Source organism: Dactylosporangium sp. McL0621 (assembly GCF_049995355.1).
Lineage (GTDB): Bacteria > Actinomycetota > Actinomycetes > Mycobacteriales > Micromonosporaceae > Dactylosporangium.
In genome coordinates, this window is the sequence record NZ_CP188259.1 from 9,669,192 (window position 1) to 9,694,703 (window position 25,512).

The 25,512-nt window shown below is 73.8% G+C and carries 24 protein-coding genes and 1 riboswitch; of the genes, 9 read left to right on the forward strand and 15 right to left on the reverse strand.

The window, feature by feature from the left end:
* Positions 1-10 precede the first annotated feature (10 nt).
* Positions 11-214, reverse strand: a riboswitch (cobalamin riboswitch).
* A 35-nt stretch (positions 215-249) separates the two neighbouring features.
* Positions 250-1,134 (forward strand): alpha/beta fold hydrolase, encoded by an 885-nt coding sequence (locus ACPPVO_RS45855; protein ID WP_426504993.1) that lies wholly within the window; start codon positions 250-252, stop codon positions 1,132-1,134.
* Between the two features lie 10 nt (positions 1,135-1,144).
* On the opposite strand, the gene ACPPVO_RS45860 is transcribed toward ACPPVO_RS45855, so the two are convergent.
* The gene (locus ACPPVO_RS45860; protein WP_426504995.1) at positions 1,145-1,666 is read right to left on the reverse strand and encodes a TrmH family RNA methyltransferase; all 522 of its coding nucleotides are present in this window, start codon (positions 1,664-1,666) and stop codon (positions 1,145-1,147) included.
* Between the two features lie 259 nt (positions 1,667-1,925).
* Between ACPPVO_RS45860 and ACPPVO_RS45865 the strand changes: the two genes are divergently transcribed.
* The gene (locus ACPPVO_RS45865; RefSeq protein ID WP_426504997.1) at positions 1,926-2,516 is read left to right on the forward strand and encodes a transglutaminase-like domain-containing protein; all 591 of its coding nucleotides are present in this window, start codon (positions 1,926-1,928) and stop codon (positions 2,514-2,516) included.
* A gap of 160 nt (positions 2,517-2,676) precedes the next feature.
* Here ACPPVO_RS45865 and ACPPVO_RS45870 read toward each other — a convergent pair whose 3' ends face one another.
* The 3 genes from ACPPVO_RS45870 to ACPPVO_RS45880 form a co-directional block, all read right to left on the reverse strand.
* Positions 2,677-3,978, reverse strand: a complete 1,302-nt coding sequence (locus ACPPVO_RS45870) for a hypothetical protein (protein ID WP_426504999.1) — start codon at positions 3,976-3,978, stop codon at positions 2,677-2,679.
* Positions 3,979-4,063: 85 nt separating this feature from the next.
* Entirely contained in the window at positions 4,064-5,068 is a 1,005-nt protein-coding gene (locus ACPPVO_RS45875; protein ID WP_426505000.1) for a cobalamin B12-binding domain-containing protein, read from the reverse strand.
* Positions 5,065-6,561: a PP2C family protein-serine/threonine phosphatase gene (locus ACPPVO_RS45880; RefSeq protein ID WP_426505002.1), complete on the reverse strand. Its 1,497-nt coding sequence runs from the start codon at positions 6,559-6,561 to the stop codon at positions 5,065-5,067. The genes ACPPVO_RS45875 and ACPPVO_RS45880 overlap by 4 nt, the downstream gene beginning before the upstream one ends.
* A gap of 137 nt (positions 6,562-6,698) precedes the next feature.
* Between ACPPVO_RS45880 and ACPPVO_RS45885 the strand changes: the two genes are divergently transcribed.
* Both ACPPVO_RS45885 and ACPPVO_RS45890 read left to right on the forward strand, forming a co-directional pair.
* The gene (locus tag ACPPVO_RS45885; RefSeq protein WP_426505004.1) at positions 6,699-7,085 is read left to right on the forward strand and encodes an STAS domain-containing protein; all 387 of its coding nucleotides are present in this window, start codon (positions 6,699-6,701) and stop codon (positions 7,083-7,085) included.
* 83 nt (positions 7,086-7,168) lie between these two features.
* Positions 7,169-8,227: a hypothetical protein gene (locus tag ACPPVO_RS45890; RefSeq protein ID WP_426505005.1), complete on the forward strand. Its 1,059-nt coding sequence runs from the start codon at positions 7,169-7,171 to the stop codon at positions 8,225-8,227.
* 64 nt (positions 8,228-8,291) lie between these two features.
* Here ACPPVO_RS45890 and ACPPVO_RS45895 read toward each other — a convergent pair whose 3' ends face one another.
* The 4 genes from ACPPVO_RS45895 to ACPPVO_RS45910 form a co-directional block, all read right to left on the reverse strand.
* Positions 8,292-9,443, reverse strand: coding sequence for a Pecanex-like protein 1 (locus tag ACPPVO_RS45895; RefSeq protein ID WP_426505006.1), 1,152 nt, complete (start codon positions 9,441-9,443; stop codon positions 8,292-8,294).
* 165 nt (positions 9,444-9,608) lie between these two features.
* The gene (locus ACPPVO_RS45900) at positions 9,609-10,406 is read right to left on the reverse strand and encodes a DUF1775 domain-containing protein (RefSeq protein WP_426505007.1); all 798 of its coding nucleotides are present in this window, start codon (positions 10,404-10,406) and stop codon (positions 9,609-9,611) included.
* Positions 10,407-10,460: 54 nt separating this feature from the next.
* On the reverse strand, positions 10,461-11,153 hold the full coding sequence (locus ACPPVO_RS45905; RefSeq protein WP_426505008.1) for a hypothetical protein: 693 nt from the start codon (positions 11,151-11,153) through the stop codon (positions 10,461-10,463).
* A gap of 299 nt (positions 11,154-11,452) precedes the next feature.
* On the reverse strand, positions 11,453-12,244 hold the full coding sequence (locus ACPPVO_RS45910; protein ID WP_426505010.1) for an SDR family oxidoreductase: 792 nt from the start codon (positions 12,242-12,244) through the stop codon (positions 11,453-11,455).
* Between the two features lie 177 nt (positions 12,245-12,421).
* Between ACPPVO_RS45910 and ACPPVO_RS45915 the strand changes: the two genes are divergently transcribed.
* The gene (locus ACPPVO_RS45915; RefSeq protein WP_426505011.1) at positions 12,422-12,814 is read left to right on the forward strand and encodes a hypothetical protein; all 393 of its coding nucleotides are present in this window, start codon (positions 12,422-12,424) and stop codon (positions 12,812-12,814) included.
* Here the strand turns inward: ACPPVO_RS45915 and ACPPVO_RS45920 are convergent.
* Entirely contained in the window at positions 12,801-14,237 is a 1,437-nt protein-coding gene (locus ACPPVO_RS45920) for a glycoside hydrolase family 43 protein (RefSeq protein WP_426505013.1), read from the reverse strand. The genes ACPPVO_RS45915 and ACPPVO_RS45920 overlap by 14 nt on opposite strands.
* A gap of 60 nt (positions 14,238-14,297) precedes the next feature.
* On the opposite strand from ACPPVO_RS45920, the gene ACPPVO_RS45925 reads away from it, so the two are divergent.
* On the forward strand, positions 14,298-14,804 hold the full coding sequence (locus tag ACPPVO_RS45925; protein ID WP_426505015.1) for a flavin reductase family protein: 507 nt from the start codon (positions 14,298-14,300) through the stop codon (positions 14,802-14,804).
* 7 nt (positions 14,805-14,811) lie between these two features.
* Entirely contained in the window at positions 14,812-16,053 is a 1,242-nt protein-coding gene (locus tag ACPPVO_RS45930) for a glycosyltransferase (protein WP_426505016.1), read from the forward strand.
* A gap of 16 nt (positions 16,054-16,069) precedes the next feature.
* Here ACPPVO_RS45930 and ACPPVO_RS45935 read toward each other — a convergent pair whose 3' ends face one another.
* From ACPPVO_RS45935 to ACPPVO_RS45950, 4 genes are all read right to left on the reverse strand, one after another.
* On the reverse strand, positions 16,070-16,897 hold the full coding sequence (locus ACPPVO_RS45935; RefSeq protein ID WP_426505018.1) for a hypothetical protein: 828 nt from the start codon (positions 16,895-16,897) through the stop codon (positions 16,070-16,072).
* 81 nt (positions 16,898-16,978) lie between these two features.
* The gene (locus ACPPVO_RS45940) at positions 16,979-19,165 is read right to left on the reverse strand and encodes a carbohydrate-binding protein (RefSeq protein ID WP_426505020.1); all 2,187 of its coding nucleotides are present in this window, start codon (positions 19,163-19,165) and stop codon (positions 16,979-16,981) included.
* A gap of 20 nt (positions 19,166-19,185) precedes the next feature.
* Complete coding sequence (locus ACPPVO_RS45945) at positions 19,186-21,348, reverse strand: ricin-type beta-trefoil lectin domain protein (RefSeq protein WP_426505021.1); 2,163 nt, start codon at positions 21,346-21,348, stop codon at positions 19,186-19,188.
* A 154-nt stretch (positions 21,349-21,502) separates the two neighbouring features.
* Complete coding sequence (locus ACPPVO_RS45950; protein ID WP_426505023.1) at positions 21,503-22,540, reverse strand: LacI family DNA-binding transcriptional regulator; 1,038 nt, start codon at positions 22,538-22,540, stop codon at positions 21,503-21,505.
* 107 nt (positions 22,541-22,647) lie between these two features.
* Between ACPPVO_RS45950 and ACPPVO_RS45955 the strand changes: the two genes are divergently transcribed.
* The gene (locus ACPPVO_RS45955) at positions 22,648-23,511 is read left to right on the forward strand and encodes an SAM-dependent methyltransferase (protein ID WP_426505024.1); all 864 of its coding nucleotides are present in this window, start codon (positions 22,648-22,650) and stop codon (positions 23,509-23,511) included.
* Here the strand turns inward: ACPPVO_RS45955 and ACPPVO_RS45960 are convergent.
* Together ACPPVO_RS45960 and ACPPVO_RS45965 are read right to left on the reverse strand one after the other, a co-directional pair.
* Positions 23,486-24,355 (reverse strand): TIGR03560 family F420-dependent LLM class oxidoreductase, encoded by an 870-nt coding sequence (locus ACPPVO_RS45960; protein ID WP_426505026.1) that lies wholly within the window; start codon positions 24,353-24,355, stop codon positions 23,486-23,488. The two genes, ACPPVO_RS45955 and ACPPVO_RS45960, sit on opposite strands and share 26 nt — an antisense overlap.
* A 7-nt stretch (positions 24,356-24,362) precedes the next feature.
* Positions 24,363-25,004: a hypothetical protein gene (locus ACPPVO_RS45965; protein WP_426505028.1), complete on the reverse strand. Its 642-nt coding sequence runs from the start codon at positions 25,002-25,004 to the stop codon at positions 24,363-24,365.
* Positions 25,005-25,145: 141 nt separating this feature from the next.
* On the opposite strand from ACPPVO_RS45965, the gene ACPPVO_RS45970 reads away from it, so the two are divergent.
* Positions 25,146-25,511, forward strand: coding sequence for an Mth938-like domain-containing protein (locus ACPPVO_RS45970; protein ID WP_426505030.1), 366 nt, complete (start codon positions 25,146-25,148; stop codon positions 25,509-25,511).
* The last annotated feature ends 1 nt before the right edge of the window (position 25,512 follow it).

Consider the following 25,512-nt stretch of genomic DNA (forward strand, 5'->3'; position numbering starts at 1 on the left):
GGGACAGGCCGGGGCCGTCGGTCGCGAGGCCGGTCTTCGGACTCCCGGATCGTCGCCCCTCCGCCCGCCTTCCCAGCCCTTCCGGGCCAGTGGCTACGCGTGCACGTGTGGGCGGCGGCTCCCCGGTCACCGCGGCGGGCCCGTGCCGGATTCTCACCGGCTTCCCGATTCTCCCCGCCGTCGCCGGCGGGGCACCTCGCTTCAGTTCATGCCGGCCCGCACGCTACCAGGAGGCAATAGGCTCGGCGCATGACGCAGACACAGACGCACACGCTCGCCGTACCCGGCGCCGACCTGGTCTACGACGTCACCGGCCCGCTGCCGCCGGCGGACGGGCGGCCGCCGCTGTTCATGATCGGCCAGCCGATGACCGCGGACGGGTTCGGCGCGCTCGCCGCGCACTTCCCGGACCGCACCGTCGTCACGTACGACCCGCGCGGCCTGGGCCGCAGCGCCCGCACCGACGGCGGGACCGACAACACGCCGCAGCAGCAGGCCGCCGACCTGCACCGGCTCGCCGTCCACCTCGGCGCCGGCCCGGTCGACGTGTTCGCCAGCAGCGGCGGCGCGGTGACCGCGCTGGAGTGGGTGAGCGCCCACCCGGACGACGTCGCCACGCTCGTCGCGCACGAGCCGCCGATCAACCCGATCCTGCCCGACGCGGCCGGCGCGGACCGGGCGCGGGCCGCGTTCAACGACGCCTACGAGACCGGCGGCAGCGGCCCGGGCATGGCCGCGTTCATCGCCATGACCTCGTGGCGGGGCGAGTTCACGGAGGAGTACTTCGCGCAGCCGGCCCCGGACCCGGCGATGTTCGGCCTGTCCACCACCGACGACGGCACCCGCGACGACCCGCTGCTGTCGCGGCACTCGTGGGCGGTCACCGACTACCGCCCCGACGTCGCGGCCCTGAACTCGTCCGCGGCCCGCATCGTGATCGGCGTGGGCGAGGAGTCGGCGCAGACGTACACCGCGCGCACCGCCGAGGCGATGGCCGCCCTCCTGGGCGGGCCGGCCACCGTGTTCCCGAGCCACCACGGCGGCTTCCTGGGCGGCGAGTTCGGCTACGCCGGCAAGCCGGAGGAGTTCGCCGCGAAGCTACGCGAGGTCCTCGGGGCCCCTCCGGCGGGCTGAGCGGGCCGCATCAGAGCAGCCCGGCGAGTTTGTACAACACGAGGGATCCGGCCACGGCGACGTTCAGGCTCACGCCGCTGCCCACCATCGGAATCTCCACCGCCCCGTCGAGCAGGTCGAGGGCCTCGGGCGGGATGCCCGTCGACTCGTGGCCGAGCACCATCACGGTGCGCCGGCGCGCGGCGGGCAGGTCGGCGAGGCGCACGGCCTCCTCGGCGAGCTCGACGCCCACGACGCGACTCCCGCCCGCGCGCTCGGCGGCGAGCCACCGCAGCGGATCGCCGATGCGGTGGACGCACGCGGGTCGGCGCAGCGTGTTGCCGCGGGCGAGGGCCTCGTCGATCCAGGGGTACCGCGGGACGACGAGACAGGCCCCGACGGCGTCGCAGGTGCGCAGGAGGGTGCCGAGGTTGACGCCGTGCATGGGCCACAGCGGGGCGGCGAGGAGGTGTCCCCAGCAGCGATGGGCGCGGGGGCGGCGGGAGGAGCGCAGCTCGGACGGGGTCCGGACGCGAATGGCGGTGCTCACCATTGGGGCGTGCTTCGCGGCGCACGCGGGCCATCGACGGCAACAGGGCCGCTGCCCAGGGTAGGTCATTGCAGCGCCGCGCGCACCTCCCCGTCGTGCTCGCCGACGGACGGTCCGGTCCAGCCGCCCCGCTCCGGGGTGGCCGGCAGGCGCGCGGCGACGTTCTGCACCGGGCCGAGGTCGGGCCGGGCACGCGCACGATGCTCTCGCGGGCCGGGAACTGCGGGTCGGCGCGCATGTCACCGGCGGTATCGTCTCCACCGTGGCGTTGGGTGACAGGGGTGCCGAGTTCCTCGCCGCCGACGAGGTGGTGCAGGCCGACCATCCCGCCGTGCGGGCGGCCGCGGCTCGGCTGCGCGCCGGGCGGGCCGGCGACGTGGAGTTCGCGCGGGCGGCGTACGAGTTCGTGCGCGACGAGGTGCGGCACTCGTTCGACGCCGAGGACCCGCGGGTCACGGTCGGCGCCGCCGAGGTGCTCGAGCACCGGGTCGGGCTGTGTTACGCCAAGTCGCATCTGCTCGCCGCGCTGCTGCGGGCCGAGGGGGTGCCGGCCGGGCTGTGCTACCAGCGCCTCGCCGCGGGCGGGGAGACGTTCGTGCTGCACGGGCTCGTCGCGGTACACCTCAATGGGCGGTGGCATCGGCAGGACCCGCGCGGGAACAAGGCCGGCGTCGACGCCCGGTTCTCCCTCGACGGGCCGCGGCTCGCGTTCGCGATCGACGCGGCGGCCGGGGAGTGCGACTACGCGACCGTGTTCGCGGCGGCCGACCCCGCGGTGCTGGCCGCGCTGCGCGCCACGACCGACGTGCTCACGCTGCGCACCGCGGGCCTGCCCGGCGAACTGAGCGCCTAGGGCTGTATCGAAGTGGATGGCCGGGCTGCGGCGGACTCAGACGCCGCCGGGAACCGTAGCGGTCACACCCCGATACAACCCCGGTATCGGGGCGCGCCCGGCGCGGCCCCAGCCGACGCCTGAGCCTCGCCTCGCACCGACCCCCACTTCGATACAGCCCCTAACGGTCCAGGCCGCGCATGCGCGGGCGGGCCTCGCGCAGCCGGCGCCGCAGCACGACGCCGACCAGGACGATCACGCCGATCGGGACCCAGGCCAGCGCGTAGGCCGGCCAGTAGTACCCGAGGTCCAGCATGGACCGGTCGGGGCCGACGTCGCTGCTGCTCACGCCGAAGAAGGCCAGCAGCAGCGTCAACGGGATCGCGAGCAGCGACACCGAGGCCAGCAGGCCGGTCAGCACCCGGTCGCGGCGCTCCTCGCGTTCGCGGCTCGCCTCGGCCAGGACCGAGCTGCGCGTCTGGATGACCGCGCGCAGGCGCTCGACGATCTGTGAGGTGTTGGCGACGGCGGCCTCGATGCCGACCACCTCGTGGTAGGAGGTCCGGAACGAGTCCATGCGCGAGTCGGGCATGAGCACGCTGTCGAGGTACGCCTCGACGCCGAAGCTCAGGTCCAGCTGGATCTCGCCGAGGTCGGCGGCGAGCCGCGCGTGCTGCTCGCGGGCCTCCTCGATCGTCGTCATGGGCGCGCTCAGGTCGTGTTCGAGGGCGTGGAAGGCCAGCGATCGGGCGCCCCGCAGCACGCCGAACGCGGCGACGACGGTGAGGGCCACGAAGATCAGCGCGTTCTGCACGCTGGGGCTCCAGCCGGCCACGACGGTCGCGTAGCGGCTGTTCGCCACGTACGTGCGGCCCTCGATGTTGAGCGGGCCCGGCAGCCGGACGCCGACCTGCCCGCCGAGGCCCGACGTCTGGGCGGCGAGACCGCGCAGGAGCGTCTCCACCGCGCCGTCGCGCCGCTGCCCGTCGTGCATGATCTCGTGCGTCAGGGACTCGCCGGCGAACACCATCTGGTGGGCGTACCCGATGCGCAGTGTCCCCGGTGGTACGCCCTCGAGCTGGGCCGCCAGCCAGTCCAGGAGCAGGCCGTCGCCGTACGCGAGGTCGTCGCGCTCGTAGTGCATGTACGACAGGTGCGCGAGGATGTCGCCGGCGGTGGCCGTGTCGGCCAGGTGCGCCTCGACGATCAGCACGGGATCGCCGCGGCTGGTGCGCAGGACGACCGCCCGGAGCCGCTCGAGCGCCGCGACCGTACCGCCGCGGAACTTCGCCGGATCGGCGTCGACGTCCCGCAGCACGCTCGGGAAGAGGTTCACCGAGTGGTGCACGAACCGCTGCAGGAACCCGAGGTCGAGCGCCGCGGCGAGGCTCGACGAACCGGTCGCCGGCAGGCGCGGGCTGAGACTGTAGATCGACACGGCGCGGGTGGTGGCGGCGTGGCCCGGGTCGGGCGCGGACGGCATGCCCATCACGGTGACAGGCGGGCCGCCGCGGTCCCATAGACCGTAAGGGCACCCGCGCCCTGTCGACCGTCGCCGTTTTCCGGCTCTACGGCGACAGCTGGGCGAGGCCCGCGGCGAGCATCGTGCCGGCGCGGGGGAAGTCGTACAGCATCGCGCCGTACTGCCGCAGCGGGACCGTCAGGCTGGACGCGGGCACGCCACGGCTGTGGAGCACCTCCGACGTCCACGCCAGGAAGCCCGTGAACAGCTCGGGGTCGTCGACGTAGACGGCGGCCGCGAGGAAGTCGACGATGTGCGCCAGGTCGGTCATTGTCGCGTCGAGCTGGACGACCGAGTACTCCCGCATCGGCGGGAACTCCCGCAGCAGCTCCGCGGCCGCCGCGTCCACGAGGTCGCCGCGGCGCTTGAGCAGCGCGGTGTGCTCGTCGCCGGCGAGGTGGGCCGGCGTCTCGGCGACCGGCTGCAGCAGCGCGCCCGGGTCTTCGAGCAGGTCGGCCGCGCCGCCGGCGCCGGGGGCCCAGCGGGCGCCGATCGCGCGGGCCCAGCGGCCGTCGGGGCCGAAGCCGCGGCCGCCGACGATGAGCGGCACCTCGGCCCGCCGGCAGGCCTGGACGGCGCGGTGGGCGGCCGGCAGGCGGGTCGGCAGGGCGCAGCTGAGGGCGACGGCGTCGACGTCCTGCTGGTGCAGGTACGACACCAGGTGCGCCACCGGCACGCTCGCGCCGAGGAAGGTGATCTGCCAGCCGCGCAGCCGCAGGACCTCGCCGACGAGACGGGCGGGCAGCGCGTGCCACTCCCCGTCGAGACAGGCGACCACGAGCCGGCCCCGGGAGGCGGCGCGACGACGGGACGCGATGGTACCGACGGCCGCCACGACCCGCTCGCTGATGTGCGTGGCCGCGTGCTCCTGGGCGACGCTCCACTCGTTGCGCTGCCACCACTGCCCGACCTGCTCCTGGGCCGGCGCGACGAGGTCGAGGAGCACCCGCTCGGGGTCGACGCCGTCGTCGAGCAGCCCGCCGGCGATGTCGACGGCGCCGTCCTCGTCGGCGTCGGCCAGGCATTTCAGGTAGTCGTCGTACGCCGTCACGAGCTGACGGCCGCCCGCGTGGTGTGGTGTACGGAGTGCAGGTGCCGCGGGGCCGTGCGCACCGGCTCGGCCCGCACCGCGAACACCGCGATGTCGTCGTGCTCGCGCCCGCCCAGCCAGTCCATCGTGACCTGCTCGACCCGCTCGGCCAGCGCCGACGCCGGCATCGCGGAGCAGCCGGCGAGCGCGGTGGTGAGGCGGCGCAGCCCGTACATCTCGTCGCCGCGGTGCCCGCCCCGCGCCTCGGTCACGCCGTCGGTGAACAGCAGGCAGGTCTCCCCGGCGGCCAGGTGCAGCGTCTGCCGGCCGAACACGGGATCGTCGGTGACGCCGACGAGCATGCCGCGCAGCTCGACGGCCTCGACGGTGCCGTCGGCGCGCAGCACCAGCGGGGGCAGGTGGCCGCCGCCGGTCAGGGTGAGCCGCAGGCCGCCGCTGGGGCGGGGCTGGGCGGTGCCGAGCACCATGGTGGCGAACCGGCCCTCGCCAGTGCGCTCAAGGCCCTCGAGCAGCATGTCGTTGAGCACGTGCAGCAGCCGCTGCGGGTCGTCCTCGACGCGGCGCAGGGCGCGCAGGCTGTGGCGCACCTGCCCGGTGAGCACGGCCGCGTCGACGCCCTTGCCGGACACGTCGCCGAGGAAGAACATGGCGCCGCCGTCGATCGGGTGGGCGCCGTAGAAGTCGCCGCCGATGTGCATCGTGGAGCGGGCCGGGCGGTAGGCGGTCCCCCAGCTCAGCCCGCCCACCGGGGGCGGCGGCTCGGGGAGCAGGCTCTGCTGCAGGGTCTCGGCCACGCGCGACTGCAGCGCGTAGAGCTGCGCGGCCTCCAGCGCGGTGCCGACCCGCTGGGCGAAGTCCTGCAGCACGCCGAGGTCGACGTCGGTGAGCTCGGCGACGATGAGCGCCGCCGCCAGCCCGCCAGCGGCCTGGATCGGCACCACCCACGCGGCCGGGTTGGGCGCGCCGCCGAGGAACGGGGTGCCCCCGGGCCACAGGAACGGCTGCGCGACCGGGTTGCCGTCGAGTGTGTCGCGCACGGCGGCGGGCAGCGCGGCGAGGGTCACCTGGTCGCGGCGTACCGGCGCGGAGCCGGCCGCGTGCCAGCAGCGGGCCCGGCCCCGGCGGGTGGGCAGCACCAGCAGCGCCGACCCGGCGAGGGAGGACACGGCCAGCTCGACGGTGGCCCGGCACACCCGGTCGGCGTTGAGCATGCCGCCGAGGCGCCGCGCGGTCGTGGCGAGGAATGCCGCGTGGTCGTTCGCCCGTTCGAGGTACCAGGCGACGTGCCCGGCGCCGAGCTCGACCCGGCGGGCGGCCGGCCCGGCGGGCATCGACGCACCGAGATGTACCGCAGGCAGCTGGGCGGCCGCGGCGGCGTTGCGGTAGAGCACGGTTCCGGCGTCGTCGCAGAGCAGCACGCCCTGGTCGACGTGGTCGAGGAGTTCGACGATCGCGGGTGCGGCCGTGTCGGGCGCACCGATCGGTGCGTTCATCGGTTGTCCAATCCGTGGCCGTTGCGGTCGATATCGAGCCTACGCGCCCCGGATCCGCACGTCCAAAGCAAGCGCGCCGGGGTGGACGGCCTTACCCTGGACGCGGACGGCCCTTTCCGGTTGAGGAGACCTTGGCGATGACGATCAGCGACGAGCACGACACGGCGACGCTGGAGATCACCGTTACCGGCCGGTCCGGCGGCACCGTGCTGGTCGCCGTCGACGGGGAGCTGGACTACGACACCGCCGACGACCTGCGCGCGATCCTGTTCGACGCGCTCGACGAGGCCCGCGCCGCGGTGGTGCTCGACCTCGCCGGGCTGCGCTTCCTGGACAGCAGCGGGCTGGGCGTCATCGTGGGCGGCTGGCAGCGCGCCCGGGTGACCGGCGTGCGCTACGTGGTGCGGCGGGCACCGCTCGTGATCGCCGAGCAGTTCGAGATGACCGGCCTGAGCCAGGTCCTGACCTTCGACGAGCACGACGGCGAGGACGCGGGCGCGGAGGAGGACAGCAGCGCCGCCTGAGCCCGGCCCGGGCGCCCGATCGCGCGTCGTGACGACGCCGGCGCGGAGCCGGAAGCCCGATCGCGCGTTGTACAGTGCGCGCCATGATGACGGACGATGCGGACGCCGACCTGCGCCGGCTCGCGGGCGACGCCAAGTTCCGGCACCGCGACGCGGCGCGCCGGGCGGTCCGGTTCCGCGAGTCCGGCGACGTCGCCGACCTGCTCGCCGTGAACGACGACCCGCACCCGTGCGGGATGACCGAGGTCCTGTTCGCGCTCGCCGGGTCGCAGCGGCCGTGGCTCAACTGGGTACCGATGCCGAGCGAGGCCGTGTCCAACGGCGCCAACGACGCCGGGGCCCGCATCGCCGGGGGCGCACGCCTCAACTCCATCCGGATCGCGCTGTCCGCGGCCGAGCCCGCCAGCGCCATGGTCGCGGCCCGGCGGGTCATGGGCGACTTCCGCGCCGAGATCGGCTCGTTCCCGGAGCCCGACATCCGCGTGCCGCTGCGCCGCGGCCGGTACGCGGTGTGGCGCTACGACGGCGACATGCCCGTGCCCGCGGTGCCGGCCCCCTCGGCGGAGGCGGTCGAGCGGCTGCACGAGGTCGGGGGCGAGGCGTGGGCGTCGCCGCTGTCGGGCTACGTGCAGGCCAAGCCGCTCGGCGAGCTGCCCCTTCCGGACCTGCTCGGGCTCCTGGCCCACCTGCCGGAGCCGCCGGCCACGCCGCGCTGGGAGCACCTGGCGAAGTCGACGCCGATGTACTGGTACCGGTTGATGCAGCCCTGGGTGTGCCTGGGCCTGCTGAGCCACGCCGCCGACGAGCCCTGGGCCGGCTCCACGCGCCGCGCGGTCCTCACCGACCTCGCGCTCGGCATCGAGGACTGGGTCGCCGACGCGGCGCTGTTCGCGCTCGTCACCGCGGCCTACCGCGACCCGGCCGTGCGCACCGAGGTCCGCGACCTGGTGCGGGCCCGCCTGGACGCGGCCGCGCGGGCGCCCCGTGAGGTGACGATCGAGCTGTCGCTGGCCCGGCTGATGCTCATCACGCCCGGGAGCACCGCCGCCGACCACGCCCTCGCCCGGCAGTGCATCGCCCGCATCGCCGGCGACGACGAGCCCGCGCCACGCAGAAGCCGCTGGTGGCAGCGCGCCCGCTGACGAACAGCGGGCGACGGAAGGCAGCGTTCCCTGCCATCCGTCGCCCGCGTTCAGGGGGGTGTTGCTAGTTGGTCACGGTGATCCGGACCGAGTCGAAGGCCGGGATCTCGTTGGCCTTCTGCATCATCGGGATCCGGTGCGAGCCGTCACCGGCCCAGGAGGCGCACTGGGCGGTACCGGTGGTGGGCAGGCCGGTCACGTTGATGGTGACGACGTCGGGCTGGGAGCTGCCCGCCTTGTCCTCGGTGGCCACGAAGAACGCCGGGGCCACGGTCGGGTCCGGGGCGCTGCGCGTGGTGGCGAGCATGCGGCACGCGGTGTGGAAGTGGCCGCGGGTCAGCCCGTCCGCGGTGAGGAACGCGCTCTCGAGGTAGTAGCCGCCCGCCGCCGCGCCGAGGAACCGGTCGCGGACGAGGTTGCGGGTGCTCACCTGGAGCGTGAACGCCTGGCCGACCCGGACCCGCTGCGGTGCGCCGGTGATGAGCAGCGTCGGGTTCTTGTCCTGGCTGCTGACCTCGCCGAACGCGGTACTCACGCAGCGCGGCGCGTCCTGGAAGCCGATGTGCGGCTGGAGCCTGCTGTCGCTGCAGTCGTTGCCCAGCGTGTCCAGGGTCGTACCGGTGCTGCTGCCGACGGTGGGGTTGGCGGTCGCGCCGCCGGTCCCGCCGTTGCCACCGTTGCCGCCATTGCCACCGGTGCCGCCCGTTGCGCCGGTGCCACCGGTCGCGGTGGTCGCGGCCGGGGTCGGGCAGTTCGGGTTGACGCGGCGCCACCGCGGCCGGCCCTGCACCTGGCCGTCGCCGACGTGGTTGGTCACCTGGTGGCCGTTCTGCGTGCCGCCGTTGACGTCGCCGGCGGTCTGGTCGGCCTTCGGAACGTTGCCCGCGGCCGGGTCGGCGCCCTCGGCGGCGGCCGCGCTCGCGGGCGGCTTCGAGCTGGCGGACGGCTTCGGGGTCGCCTTGCTCGAGCCGCCGGCGGCCCCGGTCGCGGGGCCCTTCGCGGTGGCGGTCGGGCACGCCCGCGGCCCGGTGTTCTGACCCGGCCGCCGCGTGGCGGCCTGGGAGATCTGGGTCACCGTGAGGCCCGCTACGAAGGCGATCACGGCGGCGATGACGGTGACCGCCCGCTTGCCACGGGCCTTCGCGGGCCGCTCGTCGTCCTCGGCCGGGCGGGCCGGGCCATCCGGCTCGTCGCCGTAAAAGCTCCTTCGCTGCATGACGGAACCTCTCTGGGGGCAATCCTTCGTCTTTTAATTCGAGTTCAACCTAGAATTGCTGATTGACCATCGTCAACCGGACAAGCAGAAAGTAAGCAACTCTAAAAAGGTTCCTAAGTTAGCGCATATGGGCAGGCCGGAGCCCCTCAACCATTGCCGCTGAATTCAGGGGGCCGAAACCATTTCCGGGTCTTCGACAGCGTCCTCGGCCGGCTTTTCGGGGGCCGGGGTGCGCCGTTGTTGCAATATCACGCTGACGACACAGATCACGGCGATCAGCAGCAGCGCGGCGAGGCTCCACATCAGGTACGAGGGGCTGCCCGACGGCGCGCCGGCGGCGGCGTTCGTGTCGGTGGTGTCGGCCGCGTCCGCGGTCGCGGCGGGGGTCGCGCCGCCGTGGGCGCCCGCGTGCTCCACCGGGCCGCCGGGCTTCAGCGCGAGCACCGGGCCGCCGGCCTGGGCCGTGCGGGACACCTGGGTGCCGTCGGAGTTCGTGAGCACCAGGCCGAAGGACAGCTTGTCGACGGCCGGCAGCGGGCCGATCGACAGGTACAGCTCGGTCGTCTTGCCGGGGGCCAGGGCCTTGTCCGGCATCGCGATCCACTTCACCGCCGTCGTGACCTCGGTGATCTGGTACCCGTGCAGCGACGGCAGCGGCTTGTCGACCTTCACGTTCGTCATGGAGGGCGCCCAGTCGTCCACGGACAGCGGGTACACCTCCGCGATCGGCGCGTCCGCGGGCAGTTGCAGGTCGATCGCGGTGACCGAGGCCGACGGGCTGTCGTTCGTGATCCGGAACGTCAGGTCGGCGGCGCCGCCCTGCGCGGCCTCGGTCGGCGTGACGGACACGTCAGCCGCGGCGGGGGCGGCGATCCCGAGGAGGGCCACGGCACCGGCGCCGGCGACGGCGGCGCGTACGGCCCACCCCGGGCGCCGCCGCGACTCAGCCTGCGTGTACTTCACACCGGGTTGTTCGTAGCGGCGACCCGGAGAGTTCAAAGCCCGCCCAAGATATTTTCAGCGCCGGCTGGGGCGCTTGGCATCGACCCGGCTCAGCACGGTGCCGACGACGCGGCGCCAGTCGGCGTCGAACTCCGGGCCCGCGCTGTGTGACCCGACCCAGTACACCGCGTAACTGGCCACGACTATCGCGTTGCCCTGGCCGACCACCGCGACGGCGACGTCGGCCGAGCCCGGGTACGTCGGCTCGTACACCTTGTGCCGCACGGTCACGAAGCCCTTCCACCCGCCGGACTCCAGCGGGTCGACGGTGGCGGTCTCGGTGTAGCCGGCCTCGCTGGTGTCGTCGCGCGGCGCGGCCGAGCGGGACGCGCTCGGCGGGCAGGCCTCCATCGCGTCCTGCAGCGACGTGAACGCGGCCTCCATCGCGGCCGCGTCCTTGTACACGAGGCCGAGCTGGTCGAACGCCTGCGCGCCCTTCTCGCCCTCGTCGGCCATCGACGCGGCGACCGCGCCGGTGGGCGAGCCGGGCACCGGCGGCCGTTTCGCGACCCCCGGGCACAGCGGCGTCACGCTCGTCGTCGGCGGCGTCTGCGCCGGCCGCTTCCACGCCGTGCCGATGTCGGCCGGCTCCAGCACGCCGGCCTGCATCATCGCGGTCGTGTAGGTGGCGCCGCGCGGGTCCGGCGCGTCGTCGCCCGAGCAGCCCGCCAGCGCCAGCGTCACCGCGACGCCACCGGCCGTCACCATCCGTCGAACTCTCGTGGCCATCGACACGCGGCCCATCCTGACAGACGACGCACGACCAGGAGTAGGCCTGGACCCACCCCGGTCGTGCAGCCAGGTCCATACCGGCCCGCCCGCACGCTCCGTAACGTTTGGAGGCTAGGGGCTGTATCGAAGTGGATGGCCGGGCTGCGGCGGACTCAGACGCCGCCGGGAACCGTAGCGGTCACACCCCGATACAACCCCGGTATCGGGGCGCGCCCGGCGCGGCCCCAGCCGACGCCTGAGCCTCGCCTCGCTCCGACCCCACTTCGATACAGCCCCTAGCGGCGCAGGTCGTGCCGGCGGTGCGTCGCCTTCGCCACCAGCCCGGCCGGCAGCAGCCGGCGCAGCGGGAAGACCAGCGCCGCGTTGCTGCCGACCGCGTAGTGCGCCCGCGGCCGGGCCGCCTCGACCGCCTTCACGATTGTCGCGGCGACCCGCTCGGCCGAGACGCCGGACTTCTCGTTGCGGTCCAGCGCGGCCAGCATCCGCTCGAAGTCCGCGCGGAACGGCGAACCCTCCGCGATGTACTTCGTGCGCCGCTCGCTGATCCCGGTGCTGATCGAGCCGGGCTCGACGGTGGTGAGCCAGACGCCGAACGGGCTGTACTCGTGCCGCGCCCCGTCGCTGAAGCCCTTCAGCGCCGCCTTCGAGGCGACGTACGACGAGCGGTACGCCAGCGGGAACGAGGCGAGCATCGACCCGACCATCACGACCCGCCCCCACCCCCGCGCGCGCATGCCGGGCAGCAGCAGCTGGGCGAGGCGGACCTGGCCGAGCACGTTCACCTGGAACAGCCGCCGCAGCGCGTCGCCGGGCAGATCCTCGAACGGCCCGGACTGGCTCTCCCCGGCGTTGTTGACAAGCACGTCGACGGGCCCGGCCGCGGCCGCGAGGGCCTCGATCGACGCGTCGTCGCCGAGGTCGAGCCGGAGGAACTCGACGCCGTCGGCCCGCTGCGCCGAGGGGTCGCGGCTGGTGCCGAACACCCGGTAGCCCCGCGCCGCCAGCGCGGCCGCGGTCGCCTTGCCGATGCCCGACGACGCCCCGGTGACGAGCGCGATGCGTTCCATCGCAGCACCATACCGCCGGCTCAGGCGTCGAGGGCGTCGATCCGGGCGCGGCCGAGCCGGTACGCGGCGGCCATGTCGTCGCCTTCGTACGCCGCGGCCGCGCGGCCGGTCAGGTGCCGGGGTCTGTAAATTTCAGCCGTTTCGCGGGCGCCGGCGATCTGCGGTTAGCATGCCGACGTGATTCTGGCGCTGCTGCTCGACCTGGCCAACATCGCCGGTGGCTTCCTGCTCGCGATCGCGTTGCTGCGCCGGCTCCCCCGGGTCGGCGACGACCTGGCGCGCTTCGCGGAGCGGGCCGCGCCGTTCGGCTGGATCGTCGGCATCGTCGCGCTCGCCGTGGGCGTCGCCTACCTGCTCATGCACCTGCTCGCCGGGCCGCGCGTGTTCCACTTCGAGATCGTCGGCATCGGCGTCGGGCTCGCGCTGCTGTGGGACCGCCTCACCGGCCGCCGGGGCCCGGACCAGCCGTCGCCGGCGGCCGACGGGCCGACCGGACGGGCTCTGCTCCTCGCGATCTTCGGCATCGTCGCCATCATCGTCGGGCTGCAGGGGCTCTTCACGCCGGACTGATCGGGGCGTACTCGAAGCGCCGCACCGCGCTCGCCCGCGCGACCTGCTCCACGCCCACCACGCGGCCGGTGAAGCCGCCCGCGACCTCGGTGGCCAGGTAGCGCCCGTCGAGCCCGGCGAGCGCGACGAACCCGTCGGCGTCCACGTAGCCGAGCTCCACCTGGTCGGGGCCGGCGGCCGGGCCGTTCGCGACCGGGTGCGGGCCGACCCGGATCGCCGGGACGGCGGAGGCGGCCGGGACGCGGGCCAGCTCCTGGGTGAACGGGCCCACCGTCGCGGCGGCCACGAACATGCCGTCGACGAGCTCGACGTGCGCCCGGTGGCGCTCGTCCAGGCGCAGCACCAGCCGGCCCGCGCCCAGCGTCAGCTCGGCGCTCGCGAGCCAGAAGCGGTCCACGGCGCGGGTCGCCAGCAGCCGCGCCTCGCCGTCGGCGGCCGCCAGCACCAGGCCCTGCGGGGGGCCGGCCGCCGCGAACTGCGCCGGGTAGCAGCCGGGCGAGACCCAGCGCGGGTCCAGCGCCGCGAAGTCGTCGGCGAAGGCCGTGCCGGCGCGGGGCACCGCATAGCGCCCCTCGTCCACCACCGGCCAGTCGTCCTCCCAGCGCACCCCGGCGAGGAAGGTCTCGCGGCCGTTGACGTGCCAGCCGGGCGGGGCGCCGTGGGGACGCACCGCGAGGTACACCATCGCCCAGTCGCCCTCGAAGGTCTCGACGAGATCCGCGTGGCCCGTGCTCTGCACCGGGTCGGTCGTGCTGCGGTGGCTCAGGATCGGGTTGGCCGGGCCCGGCTCGAACGGGCCGGAGATGCTCCGCGAGCGCGCGACCGTGACCGCGTGCCCACGCTCGGTCCCGCCCTCGGCGAGCAGGAGGTACCACCAGTCGCCGCGGCGGTACAGGTGCGGGCCCTCCGGGTAGGCGAGCCCCGTCCCCGGCCACAGGGCGACCGGCGCGGAGAGCAGCGCGCCCGTCTCCGGGTCCACCCGCGCCTGCCGGATGGGCCGCTCGCCGCCGGCCGACCACGTCAGGTGGCAGTCCCCGCGCTCGTCCCAGGCCAGGTCGGGGTCGATGCCGGCGGCGCCGCGGGTGACCACCGGGGTGCTCCACGGCCCCGCGGGGTCCTCGGCCCACACGATGATGTGCCCCTCGGAGGCGCGCGCGATGTCGGTCGTGACCATCCAGAAACGCCCGCCGTGGTACCGCAGGGTCGGCGCGAAGATCCCGCCGCTGCCCGTGCTCGAGGCGAGCCGCAGCTGGTCCGGCCGGTCGAGCACGTGCCCGAGGCGCCGCCAGTGCACCAGGTCGCGGCTCGCCGAGATCGGTACCCCGGGCAGGTACTCGAACGACGAGTTGACCAGGAAGTACTCCTCGCCGGCCCGGCAGACTGACGGATCGGGGTGGAACCCGGGCAGGATCGGTTCGCTCATGAGCCAGGGATGGTAGTCGCTCTTGACCTCAAGCATGGTTCAGGTTCTACCGTGGTGCCGGTGAGCAGTGACGTGGTGGCCGGGTTCAAGGCCGCGTTCCGGGGCTACCCGACCGGAGTCGCGATCATCTCCGTTGCCGGCCCGGACGGCCCGGCGGGGCTGACCGCGTCCAGCGTCGCGTCGGTGTCCCTGGCCCCGCCCGCCCTGTCGTTCTCGGTGATGGACTCCCCCTCGGCGCTGGTCATCGCGGGCGCGCGGAGCCTGGTCGTCAACCTCCTCGGCGCCGCCCACGCCGGCCTCGCGCACGACTTCGCCCGCCCGGGCGGCCCGCGGTTCACCCCGGAGCAGGGCTGGACCACGCTGCCGACCGGCGAGCCGGCGCTGCGCGACGCCCAGGCGGTGCTGCGCTGCGTGCCGCTGCACCGGGTGCCGGTCGGCGCCTCGACGGTCGTGGTGGCCGAGGTGACGAGCGTCGTGACCGGCGGCCCGGACGGCCGCCTCGTCTACCACGAGCGCGTGTTCCACGTGTTCCCCGGCTCAGCGCCGGCGCAGACACACCTGCGATGATCGACCGATGGTGCGTGTCGCGGTCATGGCGATCGGAAGCCGGGGCGACGTCGCGCCCTTCACCGGGCTCGGCGTGCGGCTGCGGGAGGCGGGCCACGAGGTCACCATCGCCTCCCACGCCGTCTTCGAGCCCCTGATCCGCCGGCACGCCCTCGGGTTCCACCTGCTGCCGATGGACGCCCAGGAGCAGCTGCAGACCCGCTTCGCCGACCGGGGTCTCACGCGCATGACCATCGCCGTGAACCAGATGATCGCCGAGAACGCCCGCCCGCTGGCCGAGGCGATGCTGGAGGCCGCGCGCGCGGCCGACGTGCTGCTGGTGACCCCGCCCAGCTGGTTCGCCGCCGTGATCGCGGAGGGGCTCGGCATTCCCAGCATCGGCGTGTACCTGCAGCCGCTGACCCCGACGCGCGAGTTCCCGCCCGCAGCGCTGACCGCCCGGTCCCTGGGCGGCTGGGCCAACTACCGCGTGGCCCACCTCCTGCTCACCGTCGCCCAGCGCCCGTTCCGGTCCGTGGTCGAGGGCCTGCGCGCCGAGCTCGGCCTGCCCGCCGCGAGCCCGTCGGCCTGGCTGAGCTCGCTGGAGGCCCGGCAGTGGCCGATCCTGTACGGCTACAGCCCCCTCGTCGTCCCGGTCCCGCCGGACTGGCCGGCCTGGTACCGCCCCGTCGGCTACTTCCACCCGGCCCCCGAGCCGGACTTCGCGCCCGCCCCGGAGCTCGAGCGGTTCCTGGCCGCGGGCCCGCCGCCGGTGTACATCGGCTTCGGCAGCATGCCGGTCCGCGACCGCGACGCGCTCTCGGCCCTGCTGGTGACCGCGGCGCGCACGGCGGGCGTGCGCGCGATCGTGAGCGCGGGCTGGGCGGGCCTGACCGCGGACGCGGAGGACGTCCTCGCCGTCGGGGAGGTGCCGCACGAGTGGCTGTTCCCGCGGATGGCGGCGGTCGTGCACCACGCAGGGGCGGGCACGTCGGCGGCGGCCCTGCGCGCCGGGGTGCCGCAGGTTCCGGTCCCGGTCATGGTCGACCAGCCGTTCTGGGCGAAGCGCCTGGACCGCCTCGGCGTCACGCCGGGCCCGATCCCGATGCGCAAGCTGCGCGCCCAACGCCTCGCCGAGGCCCTGAAGGCGGCGACGACCGACCCCCGCTACCGCGAGCGGGCCCAGGCGCTGGCCGCCGCCCTGGCCAAGGAGGACGGCGCGGGAGCGGTACTGCGCGAGGTGGCGCGAGTCACGAGCGGCGCCGCCTGACCAGCGGCGGCGAGCGTCACGAGCGGCGCCGCGCCCGCCTGACCCTGCGCCGCACCCGCGTCGCGGCCGCGAGGGCGACCGCGCCGGCCAGCAGGGCGATCCCGGCGGTCGACAGCGCGCGGATGCCCGGGAGCATGTAGGAGCCCCACAGCGCGTCCGGCTGCGGCGGGATCAGGGCGACGGTGGTCAGGGCGGTCCCGGGCAGCAGCAGCGCGACGCCCACCCAGCCCGCGGCCCGGGCCGGCGTCGGCCCGCCCGCGAACCGCCGCCCGCCGAGCCACCCGGCCGCCAGCCCGGCGACGTAGCCGAGCAGCGCCAGCGGCACCACCCGCCCGGGCCGGGCGCGGCCGAGCGCGAGCACGACCGAGCCGTCCGACCACTCGTAGACGGCGAGCGTCCACGCCCCCTTGCGCGCGCTGACGTCGCCGCCGGCCGTCACCCGCCAGCCCTCGGCGGCGAGCGTGTCGCCGATGGCGCGCACCGTGGTGGCCGGGTCGTCGCCGCCCGGCGTGGTGAGCCAGACGGCCCCGCCGATGTAGTCGGAGTCGCCGACGAGCCACGTCCACGGCCCGCCGGGGTGCTCGTAGCCGAACAGCTCGGCCAGCCGCCCGGCGACGACGACGTTCGCGGCGGTCCCGTCCGCGGCGACCGGCACGGCGGGCGCGACCATGGCGATCGCGGCGGCGTCGTCGGGCAGGTCGGGCGCGCCGAGCCAGCCGAGCACGGCCCCGAAGCCGGCGCCGAGCGCCGCGAGGGTGATCGCCACGACGACCGCGGCGACGATGGGACGCAGGCGGGTGGTGGTGGCGGCGGTGAAGGGGTCAGCCTGAACTACGGCGGCCATCCGTTCGGGTCCTTCCGGCGAGCACGACCCCCCGCGCCCGGTGCGACTCTAGCGCCGGGCGCGGAGGGGCCGCACATCAGGTCAGCTCAACCGGAGGTAGTCCAGGTTGAAGCCGCCGGTCTCGCAGTAGACCGTGACGAGCTGGTCGCCCGCCGGCACGGTCACCGTCGCGTGGACGGACTGGTAGCTCGCCCAGCCGCCGGTGTCCGGGACCGACACCGTCGACAGGACCTGGCCACCGGCGTCGCGGAACGTGATCGCGCCGTTCGCGGGCGCGCCGCTGCCGTTGGCGACCCGCAGCTCCAGGTCGTAGGTTCCGGCCTGGGCCACCGCCAGGCGGTACTGCAGCCAGTTGCCGGCCGCCGTCCACCCGACGTTCTTCCCGCCGCTCGCGGACGGGTTGTTCTCCACGAAGTTCGCGCCGCCGTCGGTCCAGCCGTGCTCGGCGACGTACGCCTCCGCCTCGACCTTCTCCCCGATCGGCGCCCCGTGCGGGGCCACCGTCACGTGCACCGCAACCGCGGAGCTCGCGACGCCGTCGGTCACCCGGAACCTCAGGTCCAGGGCGCCCGCCGTCGTCGGGTGCAGGCTCACGACGCCGGTCGCGGCGTCCACGGTCACGCCGTCGGGCAGGTCGACCGCGTAGTACGCCAGGGCGTCCCGATCGCGATCGGTGGCCTTGAGCCGGAAGGTGGTCGTCGTGTACTGGTCCGCGACCACGTCGGGCACCGCGGCCAGCACCGGGGCGCGATTCCCGCGAGAAGCGTCAAGGACGGCGTGCCAGCGGAACGTCGCGTAGGCGCCCGCGGGCACGGTCTCGACGAACTGCCTGCCGGCGAGCACGACGCGGACCTTCTTGGCCGTGGCGTTGGCGTTGCCGACGACCGCGACGAAGTCGTCGCCGTCGCGGTACACCACGTTGCCGACCCCGCCCGCCGTGGCGCTGGACTCGACGCGGGTGTGCCGCGGGGTGAGGTACTTCGCGAACTGCCCCATGGCGTAGAGCTCGTCGCGGACGGTGAACGTGCGCGTGGTGGTGTCGACCTTCACCAGCCGGTCGGGCCACTTCGTGGTCGCCGCGATCTGGTCCCAGTCCACGTTGTTGTCGCGCAGCGGGGTCCAGTGCAGGGTGCCGCCGTCCTGGTCGGTCGCCTGGGCCCACATGACGTACGAGCTGGCGTCGAGCCGGAAGTAGCTCAGGATCGTGGCCGGCGACAGGTCGCTGGTCTCGGTCAGGTGCACCGGCTTGCCGGTCTGCTCGTAGGCGTCGCGCATGACCGCCGGGTCGCCCCAGTACGGGTGGAAGGCGATCGCGTCCGCGGCCCGGCGCGCGGCCGGGTCGTTCAGGACGCGGTAGTAGTTCTTGGTCTCGGTGCTGTTCGGGTCCTTCCAGTCCCAGAAGTTGAAGTCGTGGATGTACACGTCCACGTCCCGCGGCAGGTACCGCCGCATCGCCACGGACAGCTTCTGCTGCTGCTCGACGCTGATGTCCATGGCCGGGTACACCACGTCCATGCCGGGCTCGTTGAGCAGCGTGAGCGCGTCGACGCGGATGCCGTGGCGGGCGTACGCCTCCACGTACTTCGCGTAGTAGCGGGCGAAGACGTCGATGCAGTCGTCGCGCAGCTTGCCGACCTGGTAGTAGTCGGTGCTGCTGCCCGGCTTCAGGGCCACCTCGCCGAGGAACTTGTCGTTGGTCTTCATCCACGCGGGCGCGCTCCAGGCGGAGGCGAAGAACGTGGCGCGCGGGTTGTACTTCTGGATGAGCTTGACGGTGTCCACGATGTGCAGGTCGATGTCGCGCTGGATCGAGAAGTACCTGAGCCCGAAGTCGTCGGCCACGCCGGCCGGCAGGTCGTCCTCGGACCAGAACGGCAGGTGCTCGATGAGGTCGGGGCTGCCGATGGTGAGCCGGAAGCGGTTGAGCCCCGCGCCGGTGCGCGGGTCGGCGAGGAGCCGCACGGCGTCCTCGCGCTGCTGCGGGGTGAGCTTCCACAGGTTCGAGACGCTTGTCTCGTCGAGGGAGAAGCCGATTCCGCTGTACCGCTGCCGGATCTGGCTCGGATCGACCACCACTGTCGCGTCGGCGGCCGCGGACGCGTCGTCGCCCACCCGGACGGCCGGCAACGGCTTCCACGCCTGTGCGGCCCCCACCGAGTAGGTGCCGGTCACGGTCTCGGCCCGGTGCGCCGGGGCCGCGGTTGCGGGCGCGGCCCCGACGCCGAGCGCGAGCAACGCCGTGGAGGTCACGGTGATGATGCGTCGCATGAGGTCCTCTCCGTTCCGGCTCACGGCCCCGAGACCAGGTACTCGACCTGGTGCCCCGAGTTCACCGCGGCGCCGGTGTTGTTGATGACGTGCGAGATGGTGCCCGTGCCGCCCAGCGACACGGTGACCATGTCGTGGAACTTCACGCCCGACTTGGCCGGCACCTCGAACGCGTGCGCGTTGACGACGCTCGAGTTGACGTTGAAGTAGCAGTAGCTGCCCAGGCCCCACGCCTCGTGCGTGGTGACCGAGTCGGCGACCTTGTACGCGGCCCAGCCCTGCGTGGAGCCGTTCATGTAGGCGGCCTGGTTCGGCGCGTCGTACGGCATCTCGTTCTGGTAGAAGTACGTGCGGCCGTTGTTGCCGTTCCAGATCGTCTGGTACTGCTGGTAGTGCTCGACGAACAGCCCGTAGAACGTCACGTTGTTGCCGTTGACGACCAGCCCGTTCTGGGCGGTGTTCGTGGTCCAGCCGACGCCGGAGCCGTGGTCGGCGCGCCAGATCCACGAGTGGTCGCCGATCACGTCGTTGCTGTTGATCCGCAGGCTCACGGTGGCCTTGCCGACGCCGGCGCCGCCGATGCGGAAGAACACGTCGGACAGGCTCGTCGGGTCGGCGGCGTGGCTCGCGGTGGAGCCGGACGGGCCGATCTCGGCGAGCACGGGCGAGTTGGTGGTACCCGCGTCGAAGAGCAGGCCGGCGAGCTTGACGCCGTCGACGTCCGCGGTCTTCAGCGCGGTGATCCCGCCGTCGGGCACGAGGGTGGCCAGGCCGAGGCCGAGGATCACCGTGTCGGCGCGGGTCACGTTCAGGGTCTGGTCGAGGTGGTACACGCCCGGGGTGACGAGCAGGTTCTTGCCCGCGCTCAGGGCCGCGTTCATCGTCGCGGCGGTGTCGCCGGGCTTGATGACCTGGAACTGGCCGATGGGCAGGCTGGTTCCGGCCGGGTTGCCGTTCGCCCAGCTGGTGCCGGACGCGTTGGTGCGCAGCGCGGGCACGAACACCTGGTAGGCGCCGGCCGCGTCGACGTACAGGAAAGGCTTCTCGCGCACGACCGGGGCGGTGCCGACGGTGGTGTACGGCGGGCTGGGGAAGCTGTTGGCGGGCGCGCCGGTGTCGCCGACGAAGACCTGGTTCCAGTTGGAGCCGTTCCAGCTGCCCATCGCCGAGTTGCGGGTCAGCCACTGCTGCTGCGTGCCCGACTGGATCTGCCCGTCGATCTTGCTGTCGGCGATGAACCCGCCCGACGACCAGCCGCCGTCGGAGAGGGCCAGGTTGCCGCGCACGTGCATGCGGCGGTACGGGGCCGCCTGCGACACCGCCCAGCGGTCGAGGCCGCCGGTCGGAGTGACGGAGAGGTTCTCGGCCGAGCGCCAGAAGTTCTGGGTCGCGTTCTGGCTGCCGTCCGGCCACCAGTCGGCCTCGGCGTGCACGGCGCCGTTGATGACGACCGCGTCCGGGGTGAGGCCGAGCCCGGCGACCTGGGTGTAGAAGCCGACGTTGGCGTCGACGTTGTAGGTGCCCGGCTTGAACAGCAGCGCGTAGCGCTGGCTGCCGAACTGGTTGCTCACCTGGCCGTTGAAGACGCTCGTGAGCTTGCTCTGGATGCTCGCCTGCGACATCGACGGGTCGAAGACCGTGACGTTCGGGCCGAGGTCGGGGTTGTTCGGGTTGTTCGGCACGCCGGTGGCCGTCGCGGTCGGCTGGGTGGTGGTGCCGGAGAAGTTCCACTTCTGGTTGGCGCCGCCGCCGCAGGTCCAGATCTGCAGCTTGGCCCCGTCGGCGAGGTTGTTGTCCTTGACGTCCAGGCACTTGCCCGACTTGGTGTTGATCAGGTCGTGGCTCGCGTTGAGGGTCCACTTCTGGCTGGCAACCGAGTCGTAGCACGTCCACAGGTGCACGACGGCGCCGTCGGTGGTGGCCCCGCCGACGACGTCGAGGCACTTGCCGAGGCCCTGCACGGAGCCGTTGTCGGCGAACGTCCAGGCCTGGTTGGCGCTGCCGGCGTAGCAGGTCCACATCTGCGGCTGGTTGCCGTCGGCGGTGGAGCCGTCGGTGACGTCGAGGCACTTGCCGTTGGCGGAGCTGGTGATCTGGCCGGTACTCGCGGCGGAGGCGGTGGTCATGGCGACGGCTCCGACGCCGGCCACGGTCGCGGCGGTGACCGCGATCGCGAGCAGCATCGAACGCCGCACTCGTCTGGGTGCGTGCATCGGGTGTCCTGTTCCACTGGCGGGGTGGTGGGGGTACCGCCAGGAAACCGCCCGGGCCGAGGCATGTCAATGAATCGCTGTCACTTTTTTCGACTCTTGACCGAAGTATTTTCTGTAACACACGTCAAGCCGGTCCCGTCGACCCCCGCACGACCAGCTCGGTGGCCAGCTCGACGTGCAGCGCGTCGAGCTCGTGACCGGTCAGCATGCGGCTCAGCAGCGACACCGCCATGCGGCCCATCTCGCCAACCGGCTGGCGGACCGTGGTCAGCTGCGGGTGCGTCGCCCGGCTCACGTCGATGTCGTCGAAGCCGGCGATCGAGAGGTCCTCCGGCACCCGCAGGCCCCGCGACACCGCGGCCTGCAGGGCGCCCACGGCCATCTTGTCGTTGAAACAGACCAGGGCGGTCGGGCGGTCGGGCCGGTCGAGCAGCTCGCCCGCCAGCGCCCGGCCGGCCTCCACGGTCGGGTCGGTCGAGGTGCGCAGCAGGTCCGGCTCCGGGTACGCGCCCACGGCGACCAGCGGCGCGTGGAAGCCGGCCAGGCGGTCGCTCATCGCCATCCAGTCGAGCGGGCCGCCGAGCACGCCGGCGCGGCGGTGCCCGAGCTCGACCAGGTGCGCCATGAGCCGCCGGGCCCCGGCGAAGTTGGCCGCGGACACGGCCGCGATGTTGCGCGGCGGGGCGTTGCGCGGGTCGACCACCACGAACGGGAACCCGCGGTCGCGCAGCCGCTCGAGCTCGGCCTCGGGCTCCGGCGGCAGGATCAGGATCGCGCCGGTGACCTGAGGCCAGCCGGTGAGCGTCGGCAGCACGCCGGTGCGCCGCCAGGCCGACTCCCCCGCGTCGACGACCGCGTGCATGCCGTGCACGTCGAGGGCCTCGGTGATCGCCGAGACGATCAGCCCGAAGTAGTCGGTGAGCACGTACGGGCAGCGCACGTAGACGCCCAGGTCCGCCTTGGGCACCCCGGCGCCGCGGCGGCGCGGGGCCCGCCGGCCCAGGCCGCCCATCGCCTGCAGGACCCGGTCGCGGGTGTCGGGGGCGACGTTGGCCCGGCCGTTGAGGACCCGCGACACGGTCGCGATCGACAGGCCGGTCTGGGCGGCGACGTCCCGGATCGTGACGCGCTGCTCTGCCGTTGTTTCAGTGCCCTGTTTCATCGCCGATCAGCGTAACCCAGCGGATCCGCATGAGGGTTTACGGCGCTCAGCCGTAGCTTCAGGCGTCGTCATTGAACCGATCCGGCGTTTTGGCAGTACATAGAGGTGTGACCGCTACGATCGCCGCCCACGCCGAGGCCGTCCGCCGCTACTACGACCAGAACACGGCCGCGTTCGACCGGCTCGGACAGGGCGGCGCGTCGATCCACCGCGCGGTCTGGGCGCCGGGCGTGACCAGCCGGGCCGAGTCGTTCCACCACGTCGACGAGCTCATCCTGGCCGCGCTGCCCGAGGGCGAGCCGGAACCGCGGGTCGTGGACCTCGGGTGCGGGCTGGGGGCCAGCCTGATGTACCTGGCGCTGCGCGCGCCGATCCGGGGCGAGGGGCTCACGATCAGCCCGAAGCAGGCCGAGGGGGCGACGCGGCTGCTGGCCGGGGCGGCGCTCGCCGACCGGGTGCGCTGCCGGGAGGGCAACTATCTGGACGTACCGGCGGACCTGCACGCGACCGCCGACGTCGTGTTCTCGATCGAGGCGTTCCTGCACAGCCCCGACGCGGCCGGCTACTTCCGCGAGGCGGCCCGCGTGCTGCGCCCCGGCGGCCGGCTGCTCGTCTGCGACGACTTCCTCACCCCGCGGGCCCCGGACGCACCGCCGCGCGAGGCCCGGCGGCTGGCCGAGTTCCGCGACGGCTGGCGGGTCGGCTCGCTGGTGACCGTCGAGCAGGTCCGCGCGGCCGCGGCCGGGCACGGCCTCGAACTGGCCGGCGACGTGGACCTCACCCCGCACCTGGAGCTGCGCCGCCCGCGCGACCGGTTCATCGCCGCGCTCGTCGCCGCCGGCCGTCCGCTGCCCCTGTCGGGCGAGTACTGGAAGATGCTCTCCGGCGGCGACGCGCTGCAGTGGTGCCTGCTCAACGGCCTGCTGAACTACCGCGTCCTGACGTTCACAGCGCCCGGATCGCGTCCATAGCCTTGAGCTTGTCCGCGCCCTGACCGAGCAGGCCGTCGGGGACGATGAACTCGTCGAGGCCGTTCGCGCGGTACTCGGCGAGCACGTCGGCCAGCGCCGCCGGCGAGCCGCCGATGACCGGCATGTGCGCCTCCGGCAGCGGCCCGTCGACCACGACGAGCGCCTGGGCCGTGCGCCCGATCGCCTTCGGGTCGCGGCCCTCCCGCGCGCAGAAGTCGTCCAGCACCGCTGACTTGTGCGCGATGACGTCGGGCCGGCCCCAGGTGTTCCACACGTCGGCGTACCGCGCGACGATCCCCAGCATGCGCCGCTCCCCGCCGCCGCCGATGAGGATCGGCAGCGGGTCCTGCACCGGCTTGGGGTTGCAGACGGCGTCGGCGAGCCGGTAGTACTCGCCCGCGAACGTGGTGCTCGGCCGGCGCAGCAGCCCGTGCAGCACCTCGAGCGCCTCCACGAACCGGTCCAGGCGCTGCTTCACCGGGGGCAGCTCGATGCCGTACTGCTCGTGCTCGTTGACCTGCCAGCCCGCCCCGACGCCGAGGACGAACCGGCCGCCGGTCACGTGATCGGCGGTCGCGGCCATGTTGGCGAGCACGGCCGGGTGACGGTACGTGTTGCCGTACACCAGGGAGCCGATCCGCACCCGCGGCACCGCGGCGCCGAGCGCGGCCACGAGCGTGCCGCACTCCAGCGTCGGCCCGCCGGCGTCGCGCCCGGGCCCGGCGTTGGGCATGAAGTGGTCGGCCACGTAGACGCCGTCCCACCCGGTCGCCTCGGCGTGCCCGGCCACTTCCAGGATTTCGTCGTACCGCTGGCCGGCGCCCGGCCAGATCGAAAGTCGCATGGTTCCTCTATACAACGAGCGCGACGTCCGCGTCGGTGCACAGCGGAAGACCGGGGTCCGGCTGGTCGTCGGCGCCGCCCACGAAGTACACCTCCGGGACCCACCCCCATCGGCCCGGGTGCTCATCGCCCTGGGTCAGCCCCCACCAGGCGTGGTGGGCGCGCCCCCAGCCGTACTGGGCCGGGAACTCGTAGTCGGCGCCGCGGAGGTGGCAGCGGAAGTACTGGGCGCCGGCCTCGCGGTACAGCTGGTTGATCGCGGCCTGGGGGGTCAGCCAGAGCGAGGTGAACTCGCGGTAGACGGGCACGCGGGTCATCGCCGCGCTCGTCTTCGCGGCGTCCCACAGCAGCGGGCAGCGGTACGGCAGCGCCTGCTTGTTCCCCGGCCGGTCCTCCCGGACGCAGGGCCGCTCGTCCCCGCCGTTCTGCGGCAGCATGCCGTCGTTGGCCCCGGTCGCCCCGGGCGCGGGCGTCGTCACCCGCGGCGCCGCCGGCCCCGGGCTCGCCGGGCCGGCCGTGACGGAGGTCCGGCGGGCCGTGGTGAAGGCGTCGTTCTGGGCCGCGACCGCACCGGCGGTGCCGAGCGCGATGAACGCCGCCACGGCCGCGACGATGACGGCGACCCACGCGGTCGGGCTCAGCCGGCTCATCGCTCACCTCCCAGACGCTCCGAACGGTACGACCGGCGAACGCGGAATGCCATCGGTCGATTACCCAACGCCCGACCGGATTAAGCCTGGAGCCGGGGGCGTAAGCACCCGTTCGGGGCGTGGCGGCGGTATCGTGGGCCGATGCCGACATCGCCCCGGATCCTCGCGGTCTCCTGGGGGTCGATCACCGTCGACGGGTTCGGCGACTTCAAGGACGCCAAGCTCTGGCCCGGCGGCGCCCGCGCATGGGACTGGAACGAGACGGGCACCCGCCACTCCCCCGGCACCCAGCCCGCCGACGTCGAGGAGCTGCTCGACGCCGGCGCGACCGTGGTCGTGCTGTCGCTCGGCATGGAGGAGCGCCTCGGCGTCGCGGACGAGACCCTGGCGCTGCTGCGGGAGCGCGGGGTGCAGGTGCACACGGCCGAGACCGCGGCGGCGGTGGAGCTGTACAACACCCTGGCGGGCACCGCCGCGGTCGGGGGCCTGTTCCACTCGACGTGCTGAG

Excerpts from the sequence above, each read along its gene's own strand:
- ACPPVO_RS45855 (WP_426504993.1), top strand. The coding sequence starts at position 250 with ATGACGCAGACACAGACGCACACGCTCGCCGTACCCGGCGCCGACCTG.
- ACPPVO_RS45860 (WP_426504995.1), bottom strand. The coding sequence starts at position 1,666 with ATGGTGAGCACCGCCATTCGCGTCCGGACCCCGTCCGAGCTGCGCTCC.
- ACPPVO_RS45870 (WP_426504999.1), bottom strand. The coding sequence starts at position 3,978 with ATGCCGTCCGCGCCCGACCCGGGCCACGCCGCCACCACCCGCGCCGTG.
- ACPPVO_RS45880 (WP_426505002.1), bottom strand. The coding sequence starts at position 6,561 with ATGAACGCACCGATCGGTGCGCCCGACACGGCCGCACCCGCGATCGTC.
- ACPPVO_RS45885 (WP_426505004.1), top strand. The coding sequence starts at position 6,699 with ATGACGATCAGCGACGAGCACGACACGGCGACGCTGGAGATCACCGTT.
- ACPPVO_RS45890 (WP_426505005.1), top strand. The coding sequence starts at position 7,169 with ATGATGACGGACGATGCGGACGCCGACCTGCGCCGGCTCGCGGGCGAC.
- ACPPVO_RS45895 (WP_426505006.1), bottom strand. The coding sequence starts at position 9,443 with ATGCAGCGAAGGAGCTTTTACGGCGACGAGCCGGATGGCCCGGCCCGC.
- ACPPVO_RS45905 (WP_426505008.1), bottom strand. The coding sequence starts at position 11,153 with ATGGTGACGGCCGGTGGCGTCGCGGTGACGCTGGCGCTGGCGGGCTGC.
- ACPPVO_RS45910 (WP_426505010.1), bottom strand. The coding sequence starts at position 12,244 with ATGGAACGCATCGCGCTCGTCACCGGGGCGTCGTCGGGCATCGGCAAG.
- ACPPVO_RS45920 (WP_426505013.1), bottom strand. The coding sequence starts at position 14,237 with ATGAGCGAACCGATCCTGCCCGGGTTCCACCCCGATCCGTCAGTCTGC.
- ACPPVO_RS45930 (WP_426505016.1), top strand. The coding sequence starts at position 14,812 with ATGGTGCGTGTCGCGGTCATGGCGATCGGAAGCCGGGGCGACGTCGCG.
- ACPPVO_RS45935 (WP_426505018.1), bottom strand. The coding sequence starts at position 16,897 with ATGGCCGCCGTAGTTCAGGCTGACCCCTTCACCGCCGCCACCACCACC.
- ACPPVO_RS45940 (WP_426505020.1), bottom strand. The coding sequence starts at position 19,165 with ATGCGACGCATCATCACCGTGACCTCCACGGCGTTGCTCGCGCTCGGC.
- ACPPVO_RS45945 (WP_426505021.1), bottom strand. The coding sequence starts at position 21,348 with ATGCTGCTCGCGATCGCGGTCACCGCCGCGACCGTGGCCGGCGTCGGA.
- ACPPVO_RS45950 (WP_426505023.1), bottom strand. The coding sequence starts at position 22,540 with ATGAAACAGGGCACTGAAACAACGGCAGAGCAGCGCGTCACGATCCGG.
- ACPPVO_RS45960 (WP_426505026.1), bottom strand. The coding sequence starts at position 24,355 with ATGCGACTTTCGATCTGGCCGGGCGCCGGCCAGCGGTACGACGAAATC.
- ACPPVO_RS45965 (WP_426505028.1), bottom strand. The coding sequence starts at position 25,004 with ATGAGCCGGCTGAGCCCGACCGCGTGGGTCGCCGTCATCGTCGCGGCC.
- ACPPVO_RS45970 (WP_426505030.1), top strand. The coding sequence starts at position 25,146 with ATGCCGACATCGCCCCGGATCCTCGCGGTCTCCTGGGGGTCGATCACC.